Annotated in this window: 22 protein-coding genes and 1 tRNA gene; 4 read left to right on the top strand and 19 right to left on the bottom strand. The window is 71.9% G+C overall.

Annotated features, from left to right (window positions below; all coding sequences use genetic code 11):
* Window positions 1–144 precede the first annotated feature (144 nt).
* The gene (locus tag CP970_RS21925; protein WP_063806191.1) at window positions 145–4302 is read left to right on the top strand and encodes a hybrid sensor histidine kinase/response regulator; all 4158 of its coding nucleotides are present in this window, start codon (window positions 145–147) and stop codon (window positions 4300–4302) included.
* A 36-nt stretch (window positions 4303–4338) separates the two neighbouring features.
* Here CP970_RS21925 and CP970_RS21920 read toward each other — a convergent pair whose 3' ends face one another.
* The 9 genes from CP970_RS21920 to CP970_RS21880 all read right to left on the bottom strand — a co-directional run bounded on the left by CP970_RS21920 (window position 4339) and on the right by CP970_RS21880 (window position 13215).
* Window positions 4339–5988, bottom strand: coding sequence for a long-chain fatty acid--CoA ligase (locus CP970_RS21920; RefSeq protein ID WP_055552871.1), 1650 nt, complete (start codon window positions 5986–5988; stop codon window positions 4339–4341).
* A gap of 158 nt (window positions 5989–6146) precedes the next feature.
* Complete coding sequence (locus tag CP970_RS21915) at window positions 6147–6728, bottom strand: SigE family RNA polymerase sigma factor (RefSeq protein WP_055552857.1); 582 nt, start codon at window positions 6726–6728, stop codon at window positions 6147–6149.
* A gap of 186 nt (window positions 6729–6914) precedes the next feature.
* The gene (locus CP970_RS21910) at window positions 6915–7766 is read right to left on the bottom strand and encodes a DUF1906 domain-containing protein (protein WP_224058591.1); all 852 of its coding nucleotides are present in this window, start codon (window positions 7764–7766) and stop codon (window positions 6915–6917) included.
* 52 nt (window positions 7767–7818) lie between these two features.
* On the bottom strand, window positions 7819–8985 hold the full coding sequence (locus CP970_RS21905) for a lipid-transfer protein (protein WP_055552861.1): 1167 nt from the start codon (window positions 8983–8985) through the stop codon (window positions 7819–7821).
* On the bottom strand, window positions 8982–9401 hold the full coding sequence (locus tag CP970_RS21900; protein WP_055552863.1) for a MaoC/PaaZ C-terminal domain-containing protein: 420 nt from the start codon (window positions 9399–9401) through the stop codon (window positions 8982–8984). Before CP970_RS21900 ends, CP970_RS21905 begins: the two co-directional genes overlap by 4 nt.
* Window positions 9398–10558: an acyl-CoA dehydrogenase family protein gene (locus CP970_RS21895; protein ID WP_079043840.1), complete on the bottom strand. Its 1161-nt coding sequence runs from the start codon at window positions 10556–10558 to the stop codon at window positions 9398–9400. The genes CP970_RS21900 and CP970_RS21895 overlap by 4 nt, the downstream gene beginning before the upstream one ends.
* A gap of 1 nt (window position 10559) precedes the next feature.
* Complete coding sequence (locus tag CP970_RS21890; protein WP_079043841.1) at window positions 10560–11504, bottom strand: bifunctional MaoC family dehydratase N-terminal/OB-fold nucleic acid binding domain-containing protein; 945 nt, start codon at window positions 11502–11504, stop codon at window positions 10560–10562.
* Window positions 11501–12664 (bottom strand): acyl-CoA dehydrogenase family protein, encoded by a 1164-nt coding sequence (locus CP970_RS21885; protein ID WP_055552865.1) that lies wholly within the window; start codon window positions 12662–12664, stop codon window positions 11501–11503. The genes CP970_RS21890 and CP970_RS21885 overlap by 4 nt, the downstream gene beginning before the upstream one ends.
* Window positions 12665–12903: 239 nt before the next feature.
* A complete protein-coding gene (locus CP970_RS21880) occupies window positions 12904–13215 on the bottom strand; it encodes a hypothetical protein (RefSeq protein WP_098243546.1) in 312 nt (103 codons plus the stop codon).
* Between the two features lie 390 nt (window positions 13216–13605).
* Between CP970_RS21880 and CP970_RS21875 the strand changes: the two genes are divergently transcribed.
* A complete protein-coding gene (locus CP970_RS21875) occupies window positions 13606–14481 on the top strand; it encodes a bifunctional DNA primase/polymerase (RefSeq protein WP_150493757.1) in 876 nt (291 codons plus the stop codon).
* 9 nt (window positions 14482–14490) lie between these two features.
* Here CP970_RS21875 and CP970_RS21870 read toward each other — a convergent pair whose 3' ends face one another.
* The 3 genes from CP970_RS21870 to CP970_RS21860 form a co-directional block, all read right to left on the bottom strand.
* Window positions 14491–15300, bottom strand: a complete 810-nt coding sequence (locus CP970_RS21870; RefSeq protein WP_150493755.1) for a hypothetical protein — start codon at window positions 15298–15300, stop codon at window positions 14491–14493.
* A gap of 129 nt (window positions 15301–15429) precedes the next feature.
* Window positions 15430–18258, bottom strand: a complete 2829-nt coding sequence (locus CP970_RS21865; RefSeq protein ID WP_107099133.1) for a SpaA isopeptide-forming pilin-related protein — start codon at window positions 18256–18258, stop codon at window positions 15430–15432.
* Between the two features lie 290 nt (window positions 18259–18548).
* On the bottom strand, window positions 18549–19889 hold the full coding sequence (locus CP970_RS21860) for a right-handed parallel beta-helix repeat-containing protein (RefSeq protein ID WP_150493753.1): 1341 nt from the start codon (window positions 19887–19889) through the stop codon (window positions 18549–18551).
* A gap of 68 nt (window positions 19890–19957) precedes the next feature.
* On the opposite strand from CP970_RS21860, the gene CP970_RS21855 reads away from it, so the two are divergent.
* Window positions 19958–21007 carry a Dyp-type peroxidase gene (locus CP970_RS21855; RefSeq protein ID WP_191094941.1) on the top strand — a complete coding sequence of 350 codons (1050 nt, stop codon included), beginning with the start codon at window positions 19958–19960 and terminating at the stop codon, window positions 21005–21007.
* A gap of 28 nt (window positions 21008–21035) precedes the next feature.
* Here the strand turns inward: CP970_RS21855 and CP970_RS21850 are convergent, their stop codons facing one another.
* Both CP970_RS21850 and CP970_RS21845 read right to left on the bottom strand, forming a co-directional pair.
* On the bottom strand, window positions 21036–21755 hold the full coding sequence (locus CP970_RS21850; RefSeq protein WP_055549571.1) for a L,D-transpeptidase: 720 nt from the start codon (window positions 21753–21755) through the stop codon (window positions 21036–21038).
* A gap of 131 nt (window positions 21756–21886) precedes the next feature.
* On the bottom strand, window positions 21887–22525 hold the full coding sequence (locus CP970_RS21845; protein WP_224058589.1) for a TetR/AcrR family transcriptional regulator: 639 nt from the start codon (window positions 22523–22525) through the stop codon (window positions 21887–21889).
* A gap of 83 nt (window positions 22526–22608) precedes the next feature.
* On the opposite strand from CP970_RS21845, the gene CP970_RS21840 reads away from it, so the two are divergent.
* Window positions 22609–23070, top strand: coding sequence for a DUF6463 family protein (locus CP970_RS21840; RefSeq protein ID WP_055549567.1), 462 nt, complete (start codon window positions 22609–22611; stop codon window positions 23068–23070).
* Here the strand turns inward: CP970_RS21840 and CP970_RS21835 are convergent.
* The 5 genes from CP970_RS21835 to CP970_RS21815 form a co-directional block, all read right to left on the bottom strand.
* Entirely contained in the window at window positions 23038–23502 is a 465-nt protein-coding gene (locus CP970_RS21835; RefSeq protein ID WP_055549565.1) for a GNAT family N-acetyltransferase, read from the bottom strand. The genes CP970_RS21840 and CP970_RS21835 overlap by 33 nt on opposite strands.
* A gap of 127 nt (window positions 23503–23629) precedes the next feature.
* A complete protein-coding gene (locus CP970_RS21830; RefSeq protein ID WP_150493749.1) occupies window positions 23630–23875 on the bottom strand; it encodes a hypothetical protein in 246 nt (81 codons plus the stop codon).
* Between the two features lie 81 nt (window positions 23876–23956).
* Window positions 23957–24265: a hypothetical protein gene (locus tag CP970_RS21825; protein WP_150493747.1), complete on the bottom strand. Its 309-nt coding sequence runs from the start codon at window positions 24263–24265 to the stop codon at window positions 23957–23959.
* A gap of 473 nt (window positions 24266–24738) precedes the next feature.
* A tRNA-Ser gene (locus CP970_RS21820) sits at window positions 24739–24823 on the bottom strand.
* Between the two features lie 62 nt (window positions 24824–24885).
* Entirely contained in the window at window positions 24886–26469 is a 1584-nt protein-coding gene (locus CP970_RS21815) for a S1C family serine protease (protein ID WP_055549557.1), read from the bottom strand.
* Window positions 26470–26606: the final 137 nt, after the last annotated feature.

Genomic DNA, 26606 nt, shown 5'->3' with positions numbered 1-26606 from the left:
TCTTCTGCGTGCGACCTCCCTCTCATCCGGCGTCGCGCGCGCGACCGCTCCCCGTAGACTCCCTCCCGTGACACGCCACGGGCCGAGGGGCAAGATGGCCTGAGCGGGTCGGCAAGCAGCGGTAATCAGGGAGGAAGCGTCGTCGTGAGCAGCAGGCCATCCCGAGGCGCTGCTCGCCTCGCAGCGATACTCGACGCGCTCCCGGACGCGCTGGTCCTCGTCAACGCCAACGGCACCGTCGTGAACGCCAACGCCATCGCACTTGAGGCGTTCGAGGCGCCCGGCACCGCGCTCGTGGGGCGCGGACTGCTCGATCTGCTGCCCGAGTTCGACTCCCGGCTCATCCCCGGCTCCATGCGGCGTCCCGACACCATCGACGAGCGCGGACGCACCAAGCCGACCCGGATGGTGGCGCGGCGCACCGACGGCGGCGAGTTCCCCGTCGAGGTCACCAGCTCCCCGCTGGAGGACGGCAGGGCCGCGTACGACAACCACGGCTACACCGGCGACGAACTGCTCATGCTGGTCGTCCGCGACCTTTCGGGCACCGTGGACACCGAGGCGGAGCTGGCCCGTTCGCAGCGCCAGACCGAGATGATCCTGCGCGCCGCGGCGGAAGGCGTCGTCGGCACGGACACCGATGGACGGGTCGTCCTCGTCAATCCGGCCGCCGCCCAGATACTCGGTTTCCGGGCGAGCGACCTCGGCGGGCAGGAACTGCACCCGCTCGTCCTCCACTCGCGCGCCGACGGGGAGCCCTTCCCCTACGAGGAGTCCCCGCTCGCCGACACGCTGCGCTCCGGGCGCAAGCACCGGGTGCGCGGGCAGGTCCTGTGGTCCAAGAGCGGCGCCAAGGTGCCGGTCGACCTGACGACGTCGCCGGTGCGCGACGGGGACCAACTGGTCGGCGCGGTGATGACGTTCACCGACCGCAGGCCCTACGACGAACTGGCCGAGAAGCACGAGGCCGCCCTCGCCCGGCACGCGGAGGAAACCGCCGCGGCCGCCGAGCGGCGCGCCGAGGAGATCAAGGCCGCCGAGGAGCAGCGGGCCGAGGAACTCGCCGCCGAGCAGGAGCGGTACGCGGCGCTCGGCGAGCGCGAGAAGGACCGCTTCGAGGAGCTGGCCGAGCGCGAGAAGACGCGGTACGAGGCGCTGTCCGCGCGGCACGAGCAACTGCTCGCCGTACTCGGCTCCTCCCTGCGCGGCCCCCTCGACGAGCTGCGCCGCGAACTGAACGCGCTCGCCTCGGACGACGCGGGACAGCTGTGGCCCGAGGCAAACCAGGTCCTGCACCACCTGTCGGCCGGATACGCCCGGATGACGACGCTCGTCGACAACGTCCTCGGCTACCAGCGCCTCGACGCGGGCGACGAAGACCTTTCCCGTACGACGGTCATGCTCGACGCGGTCGTCGCGGCGGGCGTCGAGGGCGCGGTCGAGCTGATCGGCCCCGGGCGTGCGCAGTTCGCGGTGCACGCGCCGCCGATCGAGCTCGCGGTGGACGCCGAGCGGCTCGCCACGGCGCTCGCGCACCTCGTCGCGGACGTCGCGGGCATCGACGCCACGGGCAGCACCAGGACCGGCGTCGGCACGGGCGCTCCCGGCGGCGGTTACGTCGACTCCACCATCGTCGTGGCCGCGGCCCAGCGCGGCGAGGTCGTCCGCATCGAGGTGCGGGGGCCCTACTCCGGCGGCGACCCGGTGCACGAGCCGATCGTCCGGGGCATCGTGCGGGCGCACGGCGGGGTGCTGCAGACGCATGAGGTGCCGGGGATGAGCGGCAGTGCGTACGTTCTTGAGGTGCCGATCGGGGCGGGGGCTGTGGCCTCCAATTCCGGTTCGGCTTCCGCTTCCGGTCAGGCTTCCGCTTCCGGTCCGGCTTCCGGTGCGGGTGCGGGTGCCGGTGTCGTCGTGCCCGCGCAGGGCGCCGGTACGTCGGGGGGTGGGCGTCGGCGGGCCCGGCGGCCCTCCGTGGACTCCTTCCTGGAGAGCGGTGAGCCGGGGGCTCCGGAGGCGGCGGCCGAGCCCGCGCCGACCGGGACGGGACGGCGCAGGGGGCGGCGCGCGGCCGAGGCGAACTCCCCGGAGACCATCGGCGACGCGGTGAACGCCGAGGCGGCGGGCGGACCCGCTGCCGCGTCCGACACGGCCGCGATGGCCGCCGGTGACACCGCGGGAGGCGCCGGAGGTGCCACGGGCGGTGCAGGCGGTACGGGGCGTCGGCGCGGGCGGCCCAGTCCCGCCGAGGGCGCCGTCATGACGGCGGCCGAACACGCCGCGGGATCGGCCGCGTTGGGCCAGACGGTGCCGCCGCAGGGCGTGCCCGTACCCGCCGACGGGACCGGCCGTCGCGCGCGGCGGACCGGCGAACAGCCCGCGCTTCCTGCCCTGCCCGCGCTGGCTTCCGGGCCCGCGCCTTCGGAGGCCGGGCAGTCCGGCACAGCCGACGCGCCCGGTGCTCCCGGCACAGGTCGGCGTGCCCGGCGTGCGCTGGCCGCCGCCAAGGAGCGGGCCGCCGCGGAGGAGGCCAACAACGGACGCGTCTTCGCCCTGCCGCCCGCCCCGGCCGACCGCGCCCCCGGCCAGGAGCACCCGGCCGACCCGAACGACACCGCCGCGCACAGCGCCACCGCGCACGGCCCCGGTCAGCACGACCAGGCGCCGCACGACCAGGCCGACGACCACACCCCGTCGCAGCCGCATCCGGCGGGCCGGGCCGCCCGGAACCCCGCGGTGCCGGGTGCGCCCGACGCCGACGCCGGTCCCGGGCCCCTGCCCGCGCCGCAGCCGTGGCCCGAGAACCCGGCCCCGGGCGCCACGACGCCCGGCGGGGGCACGGCGCTGCCGCCCGAGCGCGGCGCGCAGGGGCAGGGGCAGGGGCAGGGGCAAGCGAGGGCCGCCCAGCCGCTGCCCGCGGAGGCCGCGCCCGGCGACCCCAACTCGACGCAGGGGCGCGCGATCAGCGTGCGTACGCTCGGGCAGGGCGTGCCGTTCGGACAGCAGATCTCGGAGCAGCAGCGCCGTCAGCAGGGCGCGCCCTCGCCGCAGGGACAGCCTGGTCAGCCTGGACAGCCGGGACAGCCAGGTCAGGCAGGTCAGGCAGGTCAGGCAGGTCAGACGAAGCAGCCTGGGCAGCAGCCGCCGCGGAACGCGCGCATCCCGCAGTCGCCGCAGCCTCCGCTGCCGCCCCGGCCCGCGCAGCCCGCCCAGGCGGGTCCGCAGGAGGAGACCCCGAGCACCGGGAACACCCCGGGCCCGATGCCGCAGCCGTCATCCGGCGAGCCCGCGCCCTCCTCCTCGCACACGCTCGGTGGCTCCGGGCGGCGGCGCAGGCTGGCCACGCCGCCCGATCCCGCCGGCGAGGAGCGTCCGGAGTCGTCGGCGCGGCCGCACCCGCAGCCGTCCGCGCCCGCGCACCCCCAGTCGCGCATCGCGGCCGCCACCGAGGGCACCGGCAGGTCGTACGCGATCGGGGCCCCCGACGAGGACGCCGACGAGGGCCCCGAGCCGCTGGACGGCCCCGGCGGCGCCGTCGAGATCTCGAACCGGCCCCAGCCGCAGCCGATGGACGACGAGCTGCCCCCGGAGCCGCTGGACAACCCGCGGCGCCTCCTGGTGTGGCCCGCGCCCGACGCCACCACGCAGCAGGCGCTGAGCGACCGCGGCTACCGGCCGGTGATCGTGAACTCCCGCGAGGAGGTCGACGCGCAGATCGCGGCGTTCCCCGCCGCGCTGTTCGTGGACCCGCTGACCGGGCCGATCACACGGACGGCGCTGCAGTCGCTGCGGCAGGCCGCCGTGGCCGCCGAGGTGCCCGTCCTGGTGACGGCGGGCCTCGGGCAGGCGACGCGCGAGGCAGCGTACGGCGCCGACCCCGCCGTACTCCTCAAGGCCCTCGCGCCGCGCGACAGCGAGCAGCACCCGCCGCGCGTCCTGCTGATCGAGGAGCACGAGGAGATCGCGCTCGCGCTCACCGCCACCCTCGAACGGCGCGGCATGCAGGTCGCACGGGCCGAGAGCGACGCGGACGCCGTCACTCTCGCGGCCCAGATGCGGCCGAACCTGGTGGTCATGGATCTGCTCCAGGTCCGCCGCCGCAGGGCGGGGATCATCGACTGGCTGCGCGCGCACGGGCAGTTGAACCGCACGCCCCTGGTCGTCTACACCGCGGCCGTCGACGAGACGGAGCTGCCGCGCCTGGCGGCGGGTGAGACGGTCCTGTTTCTCGCCGAGCGCTCCACCAGCGGCGAGGTGCAGAGCCGGATCGTCGACCTCCTCGCGAAGATCGGCACGAACTGACGGACGGCCCGCACCGGCGGGCCGTCCGGGCCGACGTCAGAGCGTCGTGACGTCCAGCTCCCCCGCCGCGTACTGCCTGCGCAGCACCTTCTTGTCGAACTTGCCGACGCTCGTCTTCGGTACGGCGGTGATGACCGCCCAGCGCTCGGGGAGCTGCCACTTGGCGACGCTGCCCGCGAGGAAGTCGCGCAGCGCCGCGTAGTCGGCGGTGGCGTCCTCCCGCAGCACGACGGTGGCCAGCGGGCGCTCGCCCCACTTCTCGTCGGGTACGGCGACGACCGCGGCCTCGGCGACGTCCGGGTGGGACATCAGCGCGTTCTCAAGATCGACCGAGGAGATCCACTCGCCGCCGGACTTGATGACGTCCTTCGCCCGGTCGGTGAGGGTCAGGAAGCCGTCGGAGGTGATCACACCGACGTCGCCGGTCTTCAGCCAGCCGTCCTCGCTGAACTTGTCGTCGGGCTTGATGGTCTCGCCGCCCGCGCCGCCGTAGTAGGAGGCCGCGATCCAGGGCCCTCGCACCTCGAGCTCGCCCGCGGACTCGCCGTCCCAGGGCAGGTGTTCGCCGCCGGGTCCCACCAGACGGCCCTCGACCCCGGCGGGGAAACGGCCCTGCGTGAGCCGGTATTCGAACTCGGCATCGGTGCCGATCGCGTGGGCCGGGGGGCGCGAGACCGTGCCGAGCGGGGACGTCTCCGTCATGCCCCAGGCGTGGCAGACCCGCATGCCGAGCTCGTCGAACGCCGCCATCAGCGAGGGCGGACAGGCCGAGCCGCCGATCGTGACCTGGCCGAGCGAACTGACGTCACGCGGCTTCGCGGTGAGTTCGGCGAGCAGGCCCTGCCAGATGGTGGGCACGGCCGCCGCGTGCGTGGGCCGCACCGACTCGATCATCTCGGCGAGCGGCGCGGGCTGCAGGAAACGGTCCGGCATCAGCATGTTCACGCCGGTCATCAGCGTGGCGTGCGGCAGGCCCCAGGCGTTGACGTGGAACTGCGGTACGACGACCAGGCTCGTGTCCGCGTCCGTGAGACCCATGGACTGGGTCATGTTGACCTGCATGGAGTGCAGATAGATGGAGCGGTGGGAGTAGACGACGCCCTTGGGGTCGCCCGTGGTGCCCGAGGTGTAGCACATGGCGGCCGCGGCGCGTTCGTCGAGCTCGGGCCAGTCGTAGGCGGTGGGCTTCCCGGCGAGCAGCTCCTCGTACTCGTGCACCTGCGCGTGGCCGCCCGCCAGGAGCGAGCGGTCACCGGCGCCCGAGACCACGATGTGCTCGACGCTCGTCAGCTGCGGGAGCAGCGGCGCGATGAGCCCGATGAGGGAGCCGTTGACGATGATGACGCGGTCGGCGGCGTGCTCGACGATCCACGTCAGCTGGTCCGCGGGCAGCCGCAGGTTGAGGGTGTGCAGGATGGCGCCCATGCACGGCACCGCGAAGTACGCCTCGACGTGCTCCGCGTTGTTCCACATGAAGGTGGCGACCCGCTCGTCGTCGGTGACGCCGAGGTCGTCGCGCAGGGCGTGGGCCAGCTGGGCCGTGCGCTCGCCGAGCTCGTGGAAGGTGCGGCGCTGCGGGGCTCCTTCGCCGGTCCAGGTGATGACCTGCGACGTCCCGTGCACGGTCGTCCCGTGCCGGAGGATGCGGGTGACGGTCAGCGGTACGTCCTGCATCGTGCTCAGCACGGCGTCCTCCTGGGGCGACATCGCCTACGCGGCAGTAAGGGTTGCGCTGATTCTGCGCGCGTACCGCGTGGTATGTCACTACTCCCAGGGATGATCGATCAACAACCGCGTGTTCCCGACGGTTACCGCACCCAGCCGACCGGGGTGAACTCCGGGTCCTAGCGCACCGGGGTGAGCTCCGGGTCCTCGCGGAGCTTGCCGAGCGCACGCGACACCGCGCTCTTGACCGTGCCGACCGAGACCCCGAGCACCTCGGCGGTCTGGGCCTCGCTGAGGTCCTCGTAATACCTGAGGACGACCATCGCCCGCTGCCGCGTCGGCAGCTTCATGATCGCGCGCCACATCGCGTCACGGAGCACCTGCTGCTCGGCCGGGTCCCCCGCGGGCACCACATCGGGCTCCGGCAGCTCGTCGCACGCGAACTCGTCGACCTTGCGCTTGCGCCACTGCGACGTACGCGTGTTCAGCAGCGCACGGCGCACGTAACCGTCGAGGGCACGGTGGTCCTCGATCCGGTCCCACGCGACATACGTCTTGGTGAGCGCGGTCTGCAGCAGGTCCTCGGCATCGCTCGGATTCGCGGTCAGCGAGCGGGCGGTGCGCAGCAGTACGGGCTGGCGGGCCCGGACGTAGGACGCGAACGACGGGTACGCCGAGGGCACGGTGGCCCGCGCCGGACCCGTGCCCCGCGTCGCGGCCTTCGATGCGCTGGTGCACACGGACACCATGGATGCGGTCATGGCTCCACGCTAGAAGCGCCCCCTACTTCTCCGGATCGGCCGCAGGTCCCGAAGCGGTGTCCGCCTCAGGTTGTACGAGTGGTGCTGCCTCCACCTCCTACAGGTGGAGGGGGCGGAGCACATCCCTGAGGGGTCACCCCCAGGAACCACATCGATACGCGGTCGTCGACACCGTCACTGGCGGCGCTATCGGATGCGAGCCACCGGGGCGTGCACCAGATTTCGGTCGATCAGGAGGGTGCGTCCGCCGTGCCGTTCCTTCACGTTACCCGCGTACTGGTGGATGCGCCGGGCCGGATGCCACGCGTGCCGCGCGAGCCCGCGCTCCGCGTAGAGGTGGGGTCGCGTGTGCCAGCGCGCGAACCACAGCACCGCGGGCAGATCCCGCACGCCCGCCCGCCGCGCCGCCTCCATGTGCCGTACGCCGGAGTCGGCGCTGCTGTAGAACCCGGGGACGTATCCGTGCCTGCGCACTTCGCGGTCCCAGGCCCGCACGAAGGAGAGCGTGGTGCGCGCACACGCCTGCTCGCGGTAGGCGTACGCCTCCATGTCCAGATAGAGCGGGCTGCGCCGCTTGATGCCGAGTGCCTTCGCCTTGCGTACCGCGTCACGTCCCTCCCGCTTCCCCTGCCTCAGGGGGTGCTTTCCGATCCGTACCTCCTTCTTGTTCTCCGCGGTCACACACGGCGACTGCGAACCGACGTACACCGGGAGCACCCGCCAGCCCATCCGCTGCACCGCGCGCGTCCAGCCCCGGTCGAGATGCGGCTGCCGCTTGCAGGCCCGGCCGCGGCCCGCGTAGTAGATGCCGACCGCCCTGTACTTGGAATGCCGCCAGCGCTTCATGGTGTCGAGCGACTGGGTCAGACAGGTGTCGAAGGCCCAGCCGCGGAACGTCGACACCCCGGCTCTCCCGGCCGCCGCCTCTGACGTCGCCCCTGACATGGCCCCTGACGTCGCCCCCGCCGGGTCCGGGGCCAGGGTGGTCACCGCCGCAAGGGCGAGGACAAGTCCAATGATCATCCTTCGCAGACGCATAGGGCGAGTGAACGGGCCCGGGCCCGCGACAGGCCCGGGACACGCGCCGCGTTCAGCCGTCCGACCCCAGAATCAGCCCCGATGTGGGGACACCCGTGCCCGCGGTGACCAGTGCCCGCGAGGCGCCGGGTATCTGGTTCACCGACGTCCCGCGCAGTTGTCTCACGGCCTCGGCGATGCCGTTCATCCCGTGCAGGTACGCCTCCCCGAGCTGCCCGCCGTGCGTGTTCATCGGCAACCGCTCCTCGGCGACGAAGTCCGCGGCCTCCCCGGACCCGCAGAACCCGAACTCCTCCAGCTGCATCAGCACGAACGGAGTGAAGTGGTCGTACAGGATGCCGACGTCGATGTCCGCCGGGCCGAGCCCCGAGGTCCGCCACAACTGCCGTGCCACCACGCTCATTTCGGGCAGCCCGCTGAGGTCGTCCCGGTAGAAGCTGGTCATCTGCTCCTGCGCCCGGCCCGCCCCCTGCGCCGCCGCCGTGATCACCGCAGGAGGGTGCGGCAGATCGCGGGCCCGCTCCGGGGTCGTGACGACGACGGCCTGGCCGCCGTCCGTCTCCTGGCAGCAGTCCAGGAGCCGCAGCGGTTCGACGATCCAGCGCGAGGCCGCGTGGTCGGCGAGCGTGATCGGCTTGCCGTGGAAGTAGGCCGCGGGGTTCGTCGCCGCGTACTTCCGGTCCAGGACGGCGACGTGGCCGAAGGCGTCGGGGGTCAGGCCGTACGCGTGGAGGTAGCGCTGGGCCGCCATCGCCACCCAGGAGGCGGGGGTCAGCAGGCCGAACGGCAGGTTCCAGCCGAGCGCGGCGCCCTCCGCGGACGGCTCGCGCCGCTGCACCCCCGAGCCGAACCTGCGCCCCGACCGCTCGTTGAACGCGCGGTAGCAGACGACGACTTCGGCGACTCCGGACGCCACGGCGAGTGCCGCCTGCTGGACGGTGGCGCAGGCCGCACCGCCTCCGTAGTGCACGCGGGAGAAGAAGGACAGCTCTCCGATGCCTGCCGCCTGCGCGACCGTGATCTCCGGGTTGGTGTCCATCGTGAAGGTGACCATGCCGTCGACGTCGGCCGGGGTGAGTCCGGCGTCGTCGAGCGCGGTGTGCACGGCCTCCACGGCCAGCTTGAGCTCGCTGCGCCCCGAGTCCTTGGAGAACTCCGTCGCCCCGATGCCGACGATCGCGGCCCGCCCGCCGAGGCTGTCCCGCCCCCGGACACTCATGCGGCACCTCCTTCGGAGCCGGTCACCGTCACCGTCACCGTGCCGGTGACGTGCTTGCCGATGCCGTTGGCCCCGACGATCTTGACCGTGGCCGTGGCCGTCCGTCCGCCGGGCGCGGCGTCCACGTGCTCGACGGCGCCCGTCAACACCATCGTGTCGCCCGGGTAGTTGGGCGCACCGAGCCGGATGGCCACCTTGCGCAGGACCGCGGTGGGGCCGAAGTGGTCGGTGATGTACCGGCCCACCAGTCCGTTCGTGGTGAGGATGTTCATGAAGATGTCGGGGGAGCCCTTGGCCTTCGCCAGCTCCGCGTCGTGGTGCACGTCCTGGTAGTCGCGGGACGCGACGGCCCCGGCGACGATCAGGGTGCGGGTGATCGGAATCTCCAGCGGCGGCAGCGCGTCACCGGCCCTCATACCGTCCCCTCCTTGTCCTTGTCCTTCAGCTCTCCGTGCGCGGCTTCTTCGGGTGCGGCTTCTTCGTGCGCGGCTTCTCCGGGTCCGTCATCTCTGGGTCCGACCTCTCCGGACGCGGCCTCTTGCCCAGTGAGTTCGCCCTGGCGGCCGATCAGTTCTCCCAGCTCTTCGAGGACCTCACTCCCGCAGCCCAGATACGCGTCCAGCTGGCGCCCCCACAGGAAGTGCCGGTGCACCGGGTGGTCGAGGTCGGCGCCCATGCCGCCGTGCAGGTGCTGGCCCGCGTGCACGACGCGCTTGCCCGCCTCCGACGCCCACCAGGCGGCGGTCAGCGCATGTGTCCCGTACGCCAGGCCCGCGTCGCGGCGCCAGGCCGCCTCGTACGCCGTGACCCGGATCGCCTCGGTGTCCATGTACGCGTCGGCGGCGCGGAGTTGGACCCCTTGCTTGGCGGCCAGGGGGCGGCCGAACTGCTCCCGTTCGTTGGTGTGGGCCACGGCTCGGGCCAGCGAGCCCGCGCACACCCCGGCCTGCAGCCCGGCGAAGGCGGTGCGCGCCGTCGCCCGTACGTCCTCGTAGGTCGTCGGCCCGCCGATCCGCTCTCCCTTCGCGCCGTCGAGGACGAGCCGCCCGGCCGACCAGGGCGCGGTCAGCTCGACCGGCTCCACCCGCGCTGCGGCCACCGGCACCCACCACAGGCTTGCGTCGGCCGCGGCCACCAAGACGTGTGTGGCGTCCCTCAGCCAGGGCACCCACGGCACTGTGCCGGTCAGCGTCCCGGTCTCGTCCGCCACCATCGAGCCCCGGGCGGGGAAGGCCCCGGTGGCGACCGATGTGCCGTCGCGCAGCGCGGGCAGCAGCCGGGAGCGCTGCTCGTCCGTGCCGTGCGCGGCGACCGCGAGCAGGCCGAAGACACAGCTCGCCGCGAACGGCACCTGGGCCGTCACCCTGCCCTGCTCCTCCAGGAGCAGCACGAGCCCGAGCAGCCCGACGTCCTCCACCGCGCCGGGCAGTCCCGCCGCGCACAGCGCCTTCCACAGCTCGGCGTCCGACCCGGTGCCCGCCGCCGCGAGCCGCTCGGGGGTGGCCAGGTCGCCGAAGATCTCTCCGGCGAGGTCGCGCGCGGCCGCCTGCTCCTCCGTGGGCGTGAAGTCCATGTCAGCCCTCGCCCTCTGCCGCGCCGTCCACGGAGACGTCCACGGCCCGGAACATCGGCAGCTCCAACTCGTCGTCGACACGCTGGATTTCGAGTCGCACCGGCATCCCGATCCGCACCTTGTCGTACGGCACCCCGATCACGTTGCTGACGATCCGCACGCCTTCCGCCAGCTCGATGAGTCCGACGGCATAGGGCGGGTCGAAGGCGGGGAAGGGCGGGTGGTGCATCACGACGTACGAGTAGACGGTGCCCTCGCCGCTCGCCTCGACCGTGTCCCACTCGGCTGACCCGCACGCGTTGCACCCCGGGAGCCAGGGGAAGCGCAGGGCGTCGCAGCCTCCGCAGCGCTGGATCAGGAGGCGGTGGGCGGCGACGCCGTCCCAGAATCCCGCGTTGTCCCGGTTGATGACGGGGCGTGGGCGCTTGCCCTGCGGTTTCCGCTGCGCCGGTGCGTACTTGAGGATCCGGAAGCGGTGGGTCCCCGCGAGCTCTCCGCCTGCCCTGACGTCCATCCGCGTGGTGATGAAGTGGCCCGTGCCGAGCTTGGTCGTCTTGCGCTCGGAGACCGACTCGATCACCGCGTCGAAGGTGATCTCGTCGCCGGGCCGCAGCGGCAGCAGGTACTCCTGCTCGCAGTCGGTGGCCACCACCGAGGTGTAGCCACCGCCTTCGAGCAGCGCGAACAGCTCGTCGTGGGCCACGAACCGGCCGCCGTTCGCCGAGAGGCCGCCCATCGTCCAGGCCTGCAGCATCGTCGGCGGCGCCACCGCGTCGCCGCCCGTGTACGCGGGATGGGTGTCGCCCATCGCCTCGCACCAGTGCCTGATCATCGGTCCGTTGACCGGGTCCTTGCCGTGCCCCGTCTCCTCCGCGGCCCTGCCCTCGAAGGCCTGCAACTCCTCGTAGGCGATGTCCTTCAGATCCTCGTACGCGATGTCCTTCACCGACGCCCCCTCCGCATGCCGAGCCGCATCGTCGCGACGATCTCGCGCTGCACCTCGCTCACCCCGCCCCCGAACGTGTTGATCTGCGCGGCCCTGTTCATCCGCTCGAGATCGCCACCCCCGAGATCACCCGGCGAACCGGCCCGCACGAGGCCCTGCTCACCCGCGATCTCCTGACATATTCGATACACCTCCACCGCCGATTCGGTTCCCACGAACTTCACGCCGCTCGCATCGCCGGGCGCCAGCCTCCCGGCCCCCACATCACCCACCAAACGCCAGTTGAGCAGGCGCGTTGCCGCGAGCAGGGCATGCGCCTCGGCCAGCCTGGATCGCACCCACGGGGCGTCAATCCGACGTTCGCCCGTCACCGGATCGGGGGTACGGGCCGAGGCCAGCGCCGCCGCGTAGAAGTCCTCGGCCTGCATGCCGATCGCGGCGAGCGCCACCCGCTCGTGGTTGAGCTGGTTGGTGATCAGGCCCCAGCCGCCGTTCTCCTCGCCGACGAGGTTTCCCGCGGGGACCCGGATCCCGTCGTAGTACGTCGCCGTCGTCGTCAGGCCGCCGACGGTCTCGATCGGCGTCCAGGAGAATCCGGGGGCGCCGGTGGGGACGAGGACGATCGAGATGCCCTGGTGCTTGGGGGCCTCGGGGTCGGTGCGGCAGGCCAGCCAGATCCAGTCGGCGTTCTGCGCGTTGGAGGTGAAGACCTTCTGTCCTTCGATCAGCCAGTCGTCGCCGTCGCGCACCGCCCGGGTCCGCAGCGAGGCCAGGTCCGTGCCCGCCGACGGCTCGCTGTAGCCGATCGCGAAGACGATGTCACCGCTGAGGATGCGCGGCAGGAAGGCGGCCTTCTGCTCCTCGGTGCCGTACTTCATGAGGGTCGGCCCGACGGTGTTCAGGGTGACCATCGACACGGGCGCGCCCGCGCGATAGGCCTCGTCGAAGAAGACGAACTGCTCGTCGGCGCCGCGCCCTTGGCCGCCGTACTCGACGGGCCAGCCGATCCCGAGCATGCCGTCGGCGCCGATCCTGCGCAGCAGCCTGCGCTGTCCGGTCACATCGGTGCTGTCGGGCGGGCCCGCGGGCATCACTTTCCGGAAGTACGCGCGCAGTTCGGCGCGCAGGCGCTGTTGGCTTTCGGTGGGGGCGAGGTGCACGGGGCGGCCTCTCCGTCTCGTACCGTCGAATTTTTCTGACTGTCCGTCAGAAACTGTGCCGGTGTCAAGAGATCGCCCCACGCCGGGCCCGCGCACGCGTCCGGGGCGCCGGTATCGGTACCGGCGCCCCGGACGCGCAAACGCCTGCGCGGCGGCACCGAAGTACCGCCGCGCAGGCCGTCACACCCCACAGAGTCAGCCTCGGGGAGCCGTCCCAAGCTCCTGGAGGCCCCGTCGGCTCACCAGAGCTCGGTGAAGTTCACCGCGATGTTCTCGTTCGACTGGTCGATCGCGGTGAAGCCGGAGCCGTTCACCTGGGCGTTGTTGTTCTGGTTCGAGGCGCCGTTGCCGACGGCCTGCTGCTGCGTGGTGTTCGAGTTGCCGTGGTTGTTGCCGCCGACACCGCTGCCGTTGACCGTCGCCACCCCCGCGTTCGATCCGTTGTCCGCGAAAGAGCCGTTGTCGGCCATCGCGACTCCCGAGAAGAGCGCGGCGGCCAGGGGCAGGGCCGCGGCGGCGGCGATGACGCGGGCGGTACGGATGCTTGCCATGTCAATTCCTCCAGAACAGGAGGTACGCACCGGCGGACCGGGAGTACCCAGAAGTACGGCTTTTCCCAAGGCAGTTGGCCGACCGCCTTGGAGTTCTGCACGACGTCGCGACTCAAGAGTTGCCCACCGAATCCCCGGCGAACCAGCCCGGAAGGCCCAATTCCCCCTCAAGTGTGATGACATGTCGATAAACAATCTTCGCGCCCCCAAACGACCAGCTCAGCCCTGTTCGACCCGGTCGAACCCGAGAGATCCCGGGCGCCCCAAGAGGTGAAGCGTTCCGGCAACTCTTCGTGCGCGCCCACCGCCACGCCGCAAGATCGGACCCGCCCCATCCGCCCGCCGGTGCGCCCCCTTCCTTTCTTCGAACACTTGTACGAAACTGAAGTCATGGCCACCATCGACCGCCATGCCACCGCCCTGGCGCTCGCCCACGCTCTGTCCGCCGCCGAGCGGGGTCTCGCGGTGATCCCGCTGTCCCGCGCGAAGCTCCCCGCCCTGCGCTCCCCCCACCACGAAGATCCGCCACCCGCCCCCTGCCACGGCGATTGCGGCCGGCTCGGTCACGGCGTGTACGACGCGTCGACCGACCCCCGGCGCATCCGCGAGCTGTTCGCCGCGGCGCCCTGGGCCACCGGGTACGGCATCGCCTGCGGGCTGCCGCCGCACCATCTGATCGGCATCGACCTGGACACCAAGTCGGGCGCAAACGCCTCCGCCGCCCTGCGCGAACTGGCGCTGCGGCACCTCTTCACGATCCCCGACACCGTCGTCGTGACCACGCCGAGCGGCGGCCGCCACATCTGGCTCGCTGGGCCGCCCGACGCCGTGATCCCCAACTCGGCGGGCCGCCTGGCCCCCGGCATCGACATCCGCGGCGCGGGCGGCTACCTCGTCGGACCCGGCTCACGCACCGAGCACGGCGTCTACGGCACGGTGCCCGGCACCGCCCAACTGCCGCCCGCCCCCTGCCCGCCCGCCCTGCTGCGCCTGCTCACACCCGCACCGCGCCACCACCACGCCGCGCCCGAGCCGACCGACCGGCCGTCCGCCCAACAAGGGCAGGGCCTGGTCCAGTTCGTCCTCGCGGCGCACGAGGGACAGCGCAACACCCGCCTCTTCTGGGCCGCTTGCCGCGCCTACGAGAACGGCATCGGCGAACTCCTGGCCCCTCAGCTCACGGACGCGGCCCTCCGCGTCGGCCTCACCGACCGAGAGGCCCGCTCGACGATCGCGTCGGCGGCGCGGCTCTCGGGGTACGCGTGAGGTGCCCGCTCACCGGCCGCCCGGGCCGCCCCCCGGCGCGGCGGCCCAGGGCTGTCCCGGTACGCGCAGACCGGCCGGCGCGGGGGCGAAGTCGATGCGTGCCGGGCGCGGCAGCGGCGCGATCCGCGCCTCCACGCGGCCCAGGCGGCCCTGCCCGTCGACCCAGAACGTCAGGGGCGAGCGGCTGTCGCGGGCGCTGCCGCGGGGCCGGGGCCCCGCGAAGACGGTGTAGGACGTGCCGTCGAGGGTCTCTTCGCGCAGGTGGCGCGGTCCGCCCTGGGCCAGCAGCTGGGGGTTGTCGGGGCGGTCGTTGGCCAGGCCCATCACCAGGCGCAGTGCGCTGTCGAGCGAGTCCTCGGTGTAGGCGCGGGGCGACCAGGCGCGCGGCTTGACGGCCGCGGCGGCCTTCGCGGCGGCTGCCGCGCCGTCCGCACGGGCCGAGGCGCCGCCGACGCGCGCCGGAGCGGAGGCCACGGCGAGCCCGGTGGAGTCCCAGGCGAGCAGTCCGTCCGACGTGCCGCCGGAGCCGGTCACGGCGTACCGGCCGACGGCGTGGTGCGTGCGGAAGTCGGCGAGGCCGTGCACCGACGTGGTGCCCGAGCCGTCGTCGAGGACGACGTCGACCCGCATGGTGCCGCTCTCGTACGCGCTGAAGCGGGCCATCGCCAGGCGCTGGGCCTCGTCGAGGGTGACGGGGCGCGGCGCTTCCTCGTCGGGCAGCGCCACGGCGGCCGCGGCGCTGAGGGCGCCGAGCGCGGCGAGGACGAGCAGCGCGACGCGCAGTTTGAACGGGACGGTCCGTCGCAGACGGGACAGCACAGGCACCAGGGTCTCTCCGGTTCGGCGGGGCGGGGCGGCGGGCCCGGGGGCATGCGCACGGGGGGGTACGAGCGAGGCGGCGGCCTCCCCGCGCGGGAAGGCCGCCGCCGCTACGCCGTGCGGCGCGGGCTACTTCTTCTTTCCGGTCTCACCTCGGTGGTTGGAGAGGGTGGCGACGATGCGCTTGGTCGTGTCGGTGATGCGGTACGGCCCGGAGACCCGCTTCGCGGGCAGCTTGTAGCCCTCCGGAACGGCCGTCTCGTACAGGTAGTACGTGCCGTTGGGGACCGTGACGCGGCACTGGCCGCGGCCGTCGGTGGCACAGGAGGAGCCGACCCGGGCGTCGGGACGCCCGCCGGTGCGCTGCAGACCGGCCCGGCCGTTGGACTCCCGCCAGAACTGGAAGACGGCACCGGGCAGGGCCTTGCGGGTCTTGGCGTCCCGCTTGATCAGGACGATCTCGCCCGGCTTGGGCTGGTTCTTGGCGGTGACGGACGCGCCCGCCCGGCGGTTCTCCCACGTCAGGGTCACGGGGAAGACGCTGGGCTTGGGCAGCTTGTGGCTCGCCGGTGCCTTGGTCTCCTGCCAGTAGTACGCGCCCAGGGGCTGGTCGTCCCGCTTGCACTGGCCGCGGCGGTTGGTCGTGCAGGTGCCGCCCACCTTGGTGTCGGCCTTGCCGCTCGTCTGCAGGCCGCGCTTCCCGTTGTCCTCGCGCCACAGCTGGAAGACCGCACCCGCGAGCGGCTTGCCCGTCTTGGAGTCGACCTTGAGCACGCGGACTTCGCCGGTGGGCTGGTTGTAGCCGAAGTCGTAGGTGTGGTTGTCCTGGCCCGCGGTGCCGGTGGTGATGGTGTGCTCGGGGAACTCGCCGCCCGGCGGCACCTTGCCGTCACTGTCGATGAAGTCGTTCTTGCCGGCGTCGTTCTTGGTGACGCGCCAGCGGTAGAGCGGGCCGCCCTCCTCGTAGTCCGCCGGGTTGTCGATCTTGATCGTGTACTTGGTGCGGAACTTCAGACCGTCGTTGACGCTGTCGAAGTAGTACTCACCGCGGCTCGTGGTCGTCGTGGTGGCGACCAGACCGCCGTTCTCGTCGTAGAGGTTGACGGTCGCGCCCGGGACCGGCTTCTCGCCCGGGTCCTGGATGCCGTCCTTGTCGACGTCGTACCAGACGCGGTTGCCGATCTGGATCGGCGCCTCGTCGCACAGCACCTCCAGGTCGGCCATGGCCGCGCCCTTGCCGAAGCCGCGCAGGAGTACGTTGCCGCCCTGCGCCCCGCGCTCGCTGGTGCCGTCCCAGCGGTTCACGAACTCGGTGCCGTTGTTGTAGACGTCACCGGTCACGTCGATGCCGTTGCTCGCGATGGTCTCCTCGACCTTGGACAGCGCGATACCGGCGAAGGCGGTCTCCATGTGCAGGGCCTGCCGCCAGTCACCCGGGTAGAACTCCTTGACGTCCTGGTCCGCGGGCTGGTTGCTGTTCTGCGGCGTGGCGTTGTTCTTGCAGCCGCCGTTGCCGTCGAGGACGAACTTGCCGCCCGCCCCGGGGCACGCCCGGTTCAGGTCGCCGCCCGATACCGGGTCGGAGGACGGGGCTCCGCCGGGCGTCCTGATGAGCGCGGAGGCGTGCTGGTCGTTGTACCGGTCGCGGAAGCCGAGGACCAGGTCGCCGTTGGTCTCCACGACGATGTCGGCGAGGATCGGCTGCGGGTAGGCGCCTCGGGCGGTGCAGGTCCGCCCGTCCTGCGTACCGCGCCATTCGTCGGCCCACGGGTACCAGCGGTCGCCCCGGCAGCCCGCGGGGACGAGGTTGTCGGCCCGGCCGCGGGGGAAGTCGAGCTTCTCGTTCATGATCGTGCCGGTGAACTTGCCGCTCTCAGGGTCGAACTTCTGGACCACGGCCCGCATGTCGGCCTTGTCGTCGCTCGACTGCGCCGAGCAGACGCCGCCCACGAAGACGTCGCCGTCCTGCACGCCGAGGCCGTACGGACGCCAGTCGCCGCCCGTCTTGCAGCCGGGGTCCGGAATCGCGTACGACGCCTTGGGGGCGTCCGCGGTCCGCTTGGTGGCGTCGTAGCGGTAGAGCTTCTTGTCGTTGAGGTTGACTACGTAGAGGTCCTTGCCGTCCTCGGAGACCTCGACGTCACCGAGGGACTCCTTGGCCACCACCGCCTGGAACGCCAGGTCCTGGTCCACGTCCTGGACGTGCGCGGTGTTGCCGACGTTCGGGACCGTGGCGAACTGCGTGGTCTGCGCGCTCTCCCGGTCGGTCAGGTAGATGGCGCCGGGGCCGCCGGGACCGTAGGCGGAGCCGCGGCGGGCCATCGCCCCGGAGAAGATCCACTTCTTCGGCTTGCTGTAGCCGATGCCGTAGACGGCGCCCGTGGTGTCCTTGTCCGCCAGGTCCGTCGTCTGGTCGTTCTCGCCACGGGCGTTGTACGGGAAGCCGAGCAGCGTCCGCGCGCTTCCCTCGTTGGCACCCGGGACGGCGTCCCTGCCGATGCACGCCGTCACCAGTTCGGCGTTCTTCTGGCAGTAGTCGGCCGGGTTCCAGAACGCCGTGGTGAACTCGACGTCGCTGCCTCCGGAGACGTCGACGAACTCCTCGGTGCTGCTGAGCTTGTCGGGAGCGCCGTCCAGTCCCTCACGGGAGGCGAAGGCGGAGTGCAGCACGCCCGGCTTGGGGTTGATGACCTGGGCCCGGTACTTGCCGCCCTTGAGCCCCGACGAGGCCGGGTTCAACGTGGCGACCCCGTTCGCGTCGGTGGTGGCGGTGATGGTGGTGCCCGCGTCGTCGGTGAGGTTGACCTTCACCCTGTTCATGCCGGGTTCCAGGACCTTGTCCCAGGAACCGTTGGCGTTGACCTCACGGACGACACGGACCTTGACCGTGCCGTCACCGGGTGCGGCCGCCTGCGCCGGAGCGCCGGCGGCGAGGGAGGCGGTGGCGGTGGCGAGCATCGGCAGCACCACCCCCAACGAGACGGCCCGCTGCGACAGGCGTCTGTCGCGACGAGCCGGATCTGGGTTTCTCAGCAACGTCTCTCCATGTGTGAGGGAGCTGGACGGATCGCGTCCGCTCGCCTCATAGGACAAGCGAACCCGTTCCGGCATAGCCAAAACACCCGTGCGAGACCGTTACCGACACCCCGGACTCCGCTGAACGGCCAGGGGTGTCTCCCCGAACAGCGGCAGATGTGCCCACGCCCGGCCTAAGCCCGCGGCCGGGCGGGCCCGCGCCCCTGCGGCCGTCAGCCGGTGACCGGTGCGGGCTGCCGATAGCGCTCCAGGGCGACCGGCCCCGGCAGCCCCGCGGCGGGTCGCGCCCCGGCGGTCCGCGCCCCCGGCATCGGCCGCTGCGGGGGCGGCTCGGCGACCTGCTTGAACGACACCCCGGGCGGGACCTCCACCGACGGGGTGGCGCCCGGAGCGGACAGCGGGACGTCCCGCCCCGGGCAGGAGGCCATGGCGGACGGCAGCGACCGCGGGCTGGTGGGAGCGGAGCCGCTGCCGGTGAAGCAGTTGCCTCCGGTGCGGGAGGCGGCGAGGACGAGCGCGGTGCCGCCCCCGACGGCGTTGTTCCTGACGCTGTTGCCCCGGACGGGATAGCCCTGCACGTCGCGCAGCACGAGCGCGGCCACGCGGTGGTCCTCGATGCGGTTGCGTTCGACGCGGTTGCGGGTGCCGCCGCCGATCCCGATGCCGATCCCGAAGCCGCCGTCGGCCTGCTCCGGGCTGCGGTCGTCGTTGTTGCCGGTGATGGTGTTGCCGACCACGACGGCCTCGTGCTGCGGACCGAGGGCTTCGAGGTTGTTGGAGTTGACGGTCAGTCCGACCCGGTTGTGGCGCACGGTGTTGGCCAGGAAGTACAGCTTCCGCGAGGCGTTGGTGACCTCGATGCCGATCGCGTTGTGCTCCAGGGTGTTGTGCCGCACCACGGTGTCGCACGGGTCGCACTGCCCCACGTAGATGCCCGAGTCGGACTGCCCCGAGGCGTAGGAGTGCTCGATGAGGCCGCTGCGCGCGTCGAAGGCGTAGATGCCGTACAGGGCGTTGTTGTACGCGGTCACGTACGACGCCCGAAAGCCCTTCAGCGGCGGGAACTCGGTGGTGTCCAGCGGGTTGTAGCCCGCGCCGCCCGCGCCCCTGCCCTGCAGCCGTTCGTCGGTGACGCCGGTGAACAGCACGCCGTTCGCCAGGTGATTGCGTACGGTCAGGTTCTCCACCACCGATCGCGCGCCGGTGACGGTGATGCCGTTGGCGCGGGTGAACTGCCCGTCGATGACGGTCCTGTCGCGGTCGGCGCCGCGCAGCACCACACCGGGCCGTCGCACGGCCACGCTCTCCCGGTAAACACCCGAAGAGACCAGCACCACGTCCCCGGATCGGGCGACATCGACGGCCTGCTGGATGGACGGGTACTGGGCAGGCACCCGCAGCACGGCGGGCGGTCCGGTCGGCCCTGGTTTGCCGTCCGCGCCCGTGGATCCGCACCCGGCCAGCGCGAGCAGCGCCACCGCGGCCGGCGCCGCGATCCACCCGGCCCTCGAACCCCATCGATGTGTCCGGCATTTCCTGACAAGAGATCGCATGGGGGGAAGGTGTATCGTCACGCCGCGCCGTCCGGCAGACCCTGTGCTCTCCCTGCCCTGGAGTCCTGGTGACCGTCCTGCCCCCGCCCCGCCGCCGCGCCCTGCTGGTCGCTCCGCTCGCCGCGGCCGCCGCCTGCGCCCCCTCCGCCAAGTCCCCCGACGCCTCCGACGGCAGGCCGCTCGCCCGCGTCCAGCACGGCATCGCCACTCCGCAACCCGCCCGTGTCCTGCTGGCCGCCTACGACCTGGCGCCCACCCGGCCGACGACGGCGGCCGTCCGCCGCGCCCTGTCCGCCTGGTGGTCGCGGCCCGCCCCGGACGTCACCCTGACCGTTGCGGCCGGGCCCGGTCTCTACCGGGGGCTCGGCCTGACCGCGCCGTCCCGGCTCAAGGACCTGCCGCGCTTCCCGCGCGACCGCCTCGACGCCGACCGGGGCGGCGGCGACGTCCTGGTCCAGCTCTGCGGGCAGGACGCGGCCGCCTGCGACCGCGCCGCCACCCGGCTGACCTCCAGGGCGGCGGGCGTCCTGTCCCCGCGCTGGCGGCAGACCGGGTTCCTGCCGGCCCACGCCACCGGGCAGACCCCGCGCAACCTCTTCGGGTTCAAGGACGGCACGGAGAACCCGGCGGCCGGCGAACTCACCCGCTGGGTGTGGGACGGCGACGGCAGCACCTATCTCGTCTACCGCCGCATCCACATGACCGTCGACGCCTTCACGGCCCTGCCCGTGCCCCACCAGGAACAGGTCCTCGGCCGCCACCGCGCCAGCGGCGCCCCCCTGGGGGCCCAGCGCGAGCACGATCCGGTGGACCTGTACGCCAAGTCCCCGCGAGGCCGGTACGACATTCCGGCCGACGCCCATGTGCGCCTGGCCCACTCACGCCTCGACGGCGGGGCCCGGATACTGCGCCGCGGCTACTCCTACGACGACGGCGCGGGCGACCAGGGCCTGCTCTTCCTCGCGTACATGCGCGACCCGGCCCTGTTCGTCCGCGTCCAGGAACGGCTGGCCACCGGCGACGCCATGAACGCCTTCGTCGAGCACCGCGCCTCCGCCGTGGGGTACGTCCTCGCCGCCCCGCCCCCCGGCGGGTCCCTCGGCGACCAGCTGCGCTGACCGGCGGCCGGACGGGAACATGCCCAGGTCAGCCCAGGTCAGCCCGGTCGCCCCGGACCGTCCCTGGTTTGGTGCCCCACACGTAGACCCAATTGCGCACCTTCAGGAGCGTCCACAGCCGCTTCGCGTCGGGCAATCGCAGATTGACGCAGCCCGCCGAGCCGCCGCCGTTGTACAGGTCGTGCGGGGTGCCGTGCAGCGCCTGACCTCGGTCGAAGAACTGCGAGTACGGCATCGGCGCGTTGTTGTACAGACTGGAGAAGAAGATCTTCCGCTTCATGTAGATGCGGTGCCATCCCCTGCGGGTCTCCCGCCCGTCCCTGCCGGTCCTCATCGGGACGGGGCCGAAGAGCACCTTGCGCCCGCGCTGCACCCACAGCAGCTGCCGGTTCATGTCCACGCACACCACCTTGAACCTCCGCACAGGGCACTTTCCGGCCTTGTTCGGGTTCTTGCCCGCCTGCGCCACCAGCATCATGCGGTACGTCCACAGATTCGCGTAGCCGTTCGCCGGACGGACCTCGTGCTTCGCCTGGAAGCGCCGGATCGCCTCGCAGTCGGCGACCGACTGCCTGCCGTCGGCCTTCCTGCCCAGATAGCGCTCCAGCTGCCACTGGTAGGGCCCGGTGTCGGCCGTGCACGCGGCGGCGCCGGAGCGGCCCCGCTCCGGCGCCGCCTCGGCCGCGGTGACCGGAACGAGGACGGTGAGCAACGTCCCGATGACGACTGCGGCTCCGAGTCGGTTCATGGCGTCCCTTCGCACATCGGATCACACATCGGAGAGGTGGCTCGACGCCGCCCCGGCATCCTCTGAGGAGAATCTCGCAGGCGCCGGACGAAGGAATCCCGTGGCGGGCAATCGGGTGAGCCGTCGGCGCGTCACTCCGCGTGCGGCTCGGCTGCCCCGTCGGCGGCGCTGTGGTGCCGGTCGGCCAGGGCGGTGATTCCCGCCGTGGCCGCGGTGACGAGGTCGGTGACCATCGCGTCGTCGACGGGCAGGTTGATGATGTACAGGGCGGACGCCAGGGCGCCGAGCAGCAGCAGGTGGGCCATCGCGGGGTCGACGGTCCCGGCCAACTCACCGCGGGCCACGGCCTGTTCGATGATGTCGGCGAAGAGGGCCTGTTCCGCGGCCAGGAAGGTTTCCTGGAACCGCGTATCCAGCCCGGGGTTGACGGCGATTTCGCTGATGAGGACCGGTGCCAGCTGTCGGGCTGCCGGGGTGGCCATGCGGACGTGGAACGCGCGGACCAGCTCCAGCAGGTCCCCGTGCAGCGAGCCGGTGCCGGCCAGCGGCGGCAGCTGCTGTTCGAACATGGTGGCGGCGAACGCCATCTCGGCCTTGGACGTGTAGCGGCGGTAGATCGCCGCCTTGCCCACTCCGGCGCGCGCCGCGACCTGGTCGACGGTCAGTGCCGGGTAGCCGACCTCGTCGATCAGCTCGCGGGTGGTCCGGAGGATCTTGTCGTCCACGCGACTGTCTCGGGGGCGTCCGCCCCGTTGCTTTCTCGCCGTCATGCCCGCACTATACGGAACGAGAGTATCGAAACGACAGTACCGGAACCATGGTTCCGACTTCGCGACGAGAACGGAGAACACGGATGATCAAATGGGCCGGCTGGATCATCACGTTGCTCGGAGCCGCACACACCGTCCTCGCCCTGACCCTGGAGAAAGCCGCGCGGCACGCCGGGACGTGGTTCAGCGGCGGACTGCGGAGCGAGGACCTCGCCGACATGAGCCCGGCGGGCAGCGCGTACTGGCTGAGCCTGGAAAGCTTCGGCCCCCCGCTCGTCCTGATCGGCCTGACGGTGCTGTGGCTGGACCGCCGCGGCATCACCCCGCCGACGTTCATCGGCTGGACGCTGGCGGCCTGGACCGCCGTCGACGCCGTGGTCCTCCCGTTCACGCCCTGGCCGCTCTTCATGCTCGCGTGCGTCCTGCTGCTGGTCGGAGCCCGCCGCGCCCGCCGCGACAGCCACGACAACCCCGCACCCAAGGCCGGGCTCACCCGAGTGTCCTCGCGTGACTCAGCTGACGGACAGCCGATAGATCTGCCGTGACCCACCTTCCGGTCCCGGTTCCGTCGCCTCGGCGGGGGTGAAGCCCAGCGATTCGTAGAAGACGCGAGCGCCACTGGAAACAGCACCTGGGTGGTCGGCTCCGAAGGTGACCACTTCGACGGTGCCCGGCCCCCGTACGAACCGGCGTGATGCCTCGGCCATCAGCGCGCGACCGACGCCCCTGCCACGGCCCTCTTCCGCGACCACCAGCCAGTCGACGTGAAAGACAGGCGGCTTCGCGTCGAACAACAACCCGCCGAGGAGGCTCGATTCCGCGGAGACGGCGACGAGCGCCGTCTCCCGCCGGATGTGCTCGTTCACGGCGTCATGGAAGCCGGGCTCCTCGACCATCGGGCCGAACCAGTGCTCGACCTGGGCGGCCAAGGCAAGAAAACTCGGGAGGTCACGCTCCTGCGCGGGTCTGACGATCACCCGAGCAGTCTGACAAGTGCGACAGGCCGGACTGCGGAAGGGGTGGGTGCATTCCTGCTGTGCCCTCCTGCGCCCCGCCGCATGAGGCGGCCGTACCGCCGAATCTCGGCCGCGTTCCACCTGCTCCTCACGGCGCGTGGCCGGCCTCGGGCGGCAGACCGGCGGACGGGACGTCGCCCTCCGGGTAGCTGACTTGGTGGGCAGCCGTGCGGATGCGCAGTGCCGCCTGGCGGGCCTGGCGGGCGAGGCCGAGGTGTTCGTCCGCAGTTGACGCCTCCCCCTGTGCGAGGCGTTCGTGATGTTGGGCCACCATGTCGTGCGCGTCGGCCAGATTGCCCGAGGCGGTGAGGTATCGCGCCTGGAGTTGCTGCACATAGAGGTCCAGATTGCTTTGCCGCGACGGACTTGTCGTGCCGAGCAAGTGGGCTGAGATGGCGACCTCTTGGCGCAAGGCTCATCGCTCGCGCGCTTCGATGGCCGCCGCGCGAGCCAAGTTGGCGTTGGCGCGCGCCAATCGGGCCTCGCTGGCCGCGAGCAGTGCCCGTGCCCTGTCGCTTGCTTCCTGGGAACGTTGCAAGAAGCTCGGGACATCTTCGCCGAGGTGGCGGGCCTGTCGGTCCGTGTGCTCCTCACGAGCGTTCAGGGCCCGTTCACGTGCGTCGGCGACGGCCTCGCGTGTCGGCGACGGCCTCGCGATCGTCGGCGATGGCTTCGCGATCGTCGGCTGTGGTGTCTCGATCGTCGGCTCGACGGTCGCGCTCACCGGCAGTGTCCGCCCACGCGCCGACGACATCACTGAAGGTTGACCGGTCTGACGGTTCAGTGCCCACCCTCATCAGTATTCAGGCGCCGGGCGCGACCATCAAGCCACCGACCATGCGTCACAGCGCCATGGTTGCGCCTTACCACGCGGGGAACTCGCGCGGCACTGTGTGCTGGGACCGCGACCGCTCTCCCAAAGCTGCGGAGTGATGATGCGTTACGCCGATCATCAAGTTCTGGTGGCCCGATACGAGGAGTTGCGCCTCGGCGTCCAGCAGACGTCGGACCGTACCCATCGCATGCAGGCGGAAGCCGTCGAGATGCGGTCGAGGGCGCTGGAGATGCGCTATGAAGCGGTGACACACCCTGGCCAACGGCGTGACAGTCGCGGATCAAGGTGAGACAGCCGCCCACGAGAAAGGGTGCCTCTCAGTGAGAGACACCCTTCTGACCAGCCCATACGCTGACCTGCTGCGGTGGGTGTGGGATTTGAACCCACGGTGACTCGCGCCACGACGGTTTTCAAGACCGTTCCCTTAGGCCGCTCGGGCAACCCACCCCGCGCCGGTCACCGGAGATCCGGGATGGCGCGGGGACAAGACTAGCGGGTCGGTCGTCGGGTCAGCTGTCGCCCTTGCGTTGGCCCAGGGTCACGTCGACCGTGTGTTCCTTGCCGCCGCGCTCGTAGGTGAGCTTGACCGTGTCGCCCGGCTTGTGGGTCCAGATCTGGCCGATCAGGGTCGGACCGCTGTCGACCACCGTGTCGTCCAGCTTGGTGATGACGTCGCCGGGCTTGAGCCCTGCCTTGTCCGCGGGGCCGTTCGGAGTGATCGCGGCCGCGCCGTTCACCCCGTCCTGGGAGATCGTCGCGCCGTTCGTGCCGTCCTGCTGCAGGGCGACCGAGGCACCGATCACCGGGTAGACCGGCTTGCCCGTCTTGATCAGCTGCTGCGCGACGTTCTTCGCCTGGTTCACCGGGATCGCGAAGCCGAGGCCGATGGAGCCCGACTGGCCCGAGCCGCCGAGGCCGCCGCCGCTGTCGGCGGGCTTGATCGCGGAGTTGATGCCGATGACCGCGCCGCGCGCGTCCAGGAGCGGGCCGCCGGAGTTGCCCGGGTTGATGGACGCGTCGGTCTGCAGCGCGCTCATGTACGAGCTCTTGCCGCCCTGCCCGCCGTCGCTCGACGTCACCGGGCGGTTCTTGGCGCTGACGATGCCCGTCGTCACCGTGTTCGAAAGCCCGAAGGGGGCGCCGATCGCGATCGTCGAGTCGCCGACCGCCACCCGGTCGGAGTCGCCGAGCGAAAGCGGCTTGAGGCCCTCGGGAGCGTTCTTGAGCTTGATGACCGCCACGTCGTAACCCTCGGCCCTGCCGACGACCTCCGCGGCGTACTTCTTGCCGTTCGAGAACGTCGCCTGGAGCTTGCCGCCCTCGGCCGCCGACGCCACCACGTGGTTGTTGGTGAGGATGTGGCCCTGCCTGTCGTAGACGAAGCCGGTGCCCGTGCCGCCCTCGCCGCCGCCGCTCTGCGCCTCGATGGTGACGACGCTCGGCAGCGCCTTGTTGGCGATGCCCGCGACCGAACCAGGCTCGCGCTTGAGGTCGGCGGGCGTGTCCGACGCGGAGACCGTGGTCGAGCCGGTGTCGTTGTCGTTCCGCTCCGCCGCCCAGTAGCCGATGCCGCCGCCGACGCCGCCGGCGAGCAGCGCGGCCGCGAGCACCGCGGCGACGAGTCCGCCGCGTCGGCCGCCGGGCTTCGGCTCCTCGGGGTGGTACGAGGCGCCCCAGCCGGAGCCGGATCCGCCCCCCGTCGCGTACGACGGCATGGCGGGCGGCTGCGGGGGCGGCCAGCTCCCCGATCCTGCGGCGGGCGCGGCGTGCGCCGGAGCGCCCGCGTAGTGCCCGGTGGCGCCCGCCGGGACGGGATGCGCCCCCTGGGCCGGGGGCCCCGCGGGAGCGGGAACCGGGTGACCAGAGTGGCCAGTGTTCTCAGGGTGTCCGGGGGGAGCGGGCGGCACGTCCCCCGTGGGCGCGGGCGGCACGTCCCTCGCCGCGTCCCCAGCGGGCGCCGCGTACGGATCCCCCGAGGGACCCGAGGGAGCGGACTCGGCGGAAGCAGCAGCGGGAGTGTCCACCGGCACGGGAGGCGCGGACGGGGCCGGAGGTACCGCGTTGCCCTCGTTGCCCTCGTTCTCGGTGCTCACAGCTCTTCTCCTCGGTCCATGCTGTCGTCGCTGTCGTTGCTGTCGGCGCTGTCGTTCTCGGTCACGGCCTGGCTGTGCCAACTGTGCATCTGTCTGCAGTCAGCTTTTCCCATGGGCTGTCAGGGCACCATAAGCCG

The organism is Streptomyces kanamyceticus (genome assembly GCF_008704495.1).
GTDB classification, from domain to species: Bacteria; Actinomycetota; Actinomycetes; order Streptomycetales; family Streptomycetaceae; genus Streptomyces; species Streptomyces kanamyceticus.
This window is presented reverse-complemented; position numbering and strand designations above follow the sequence as displayed.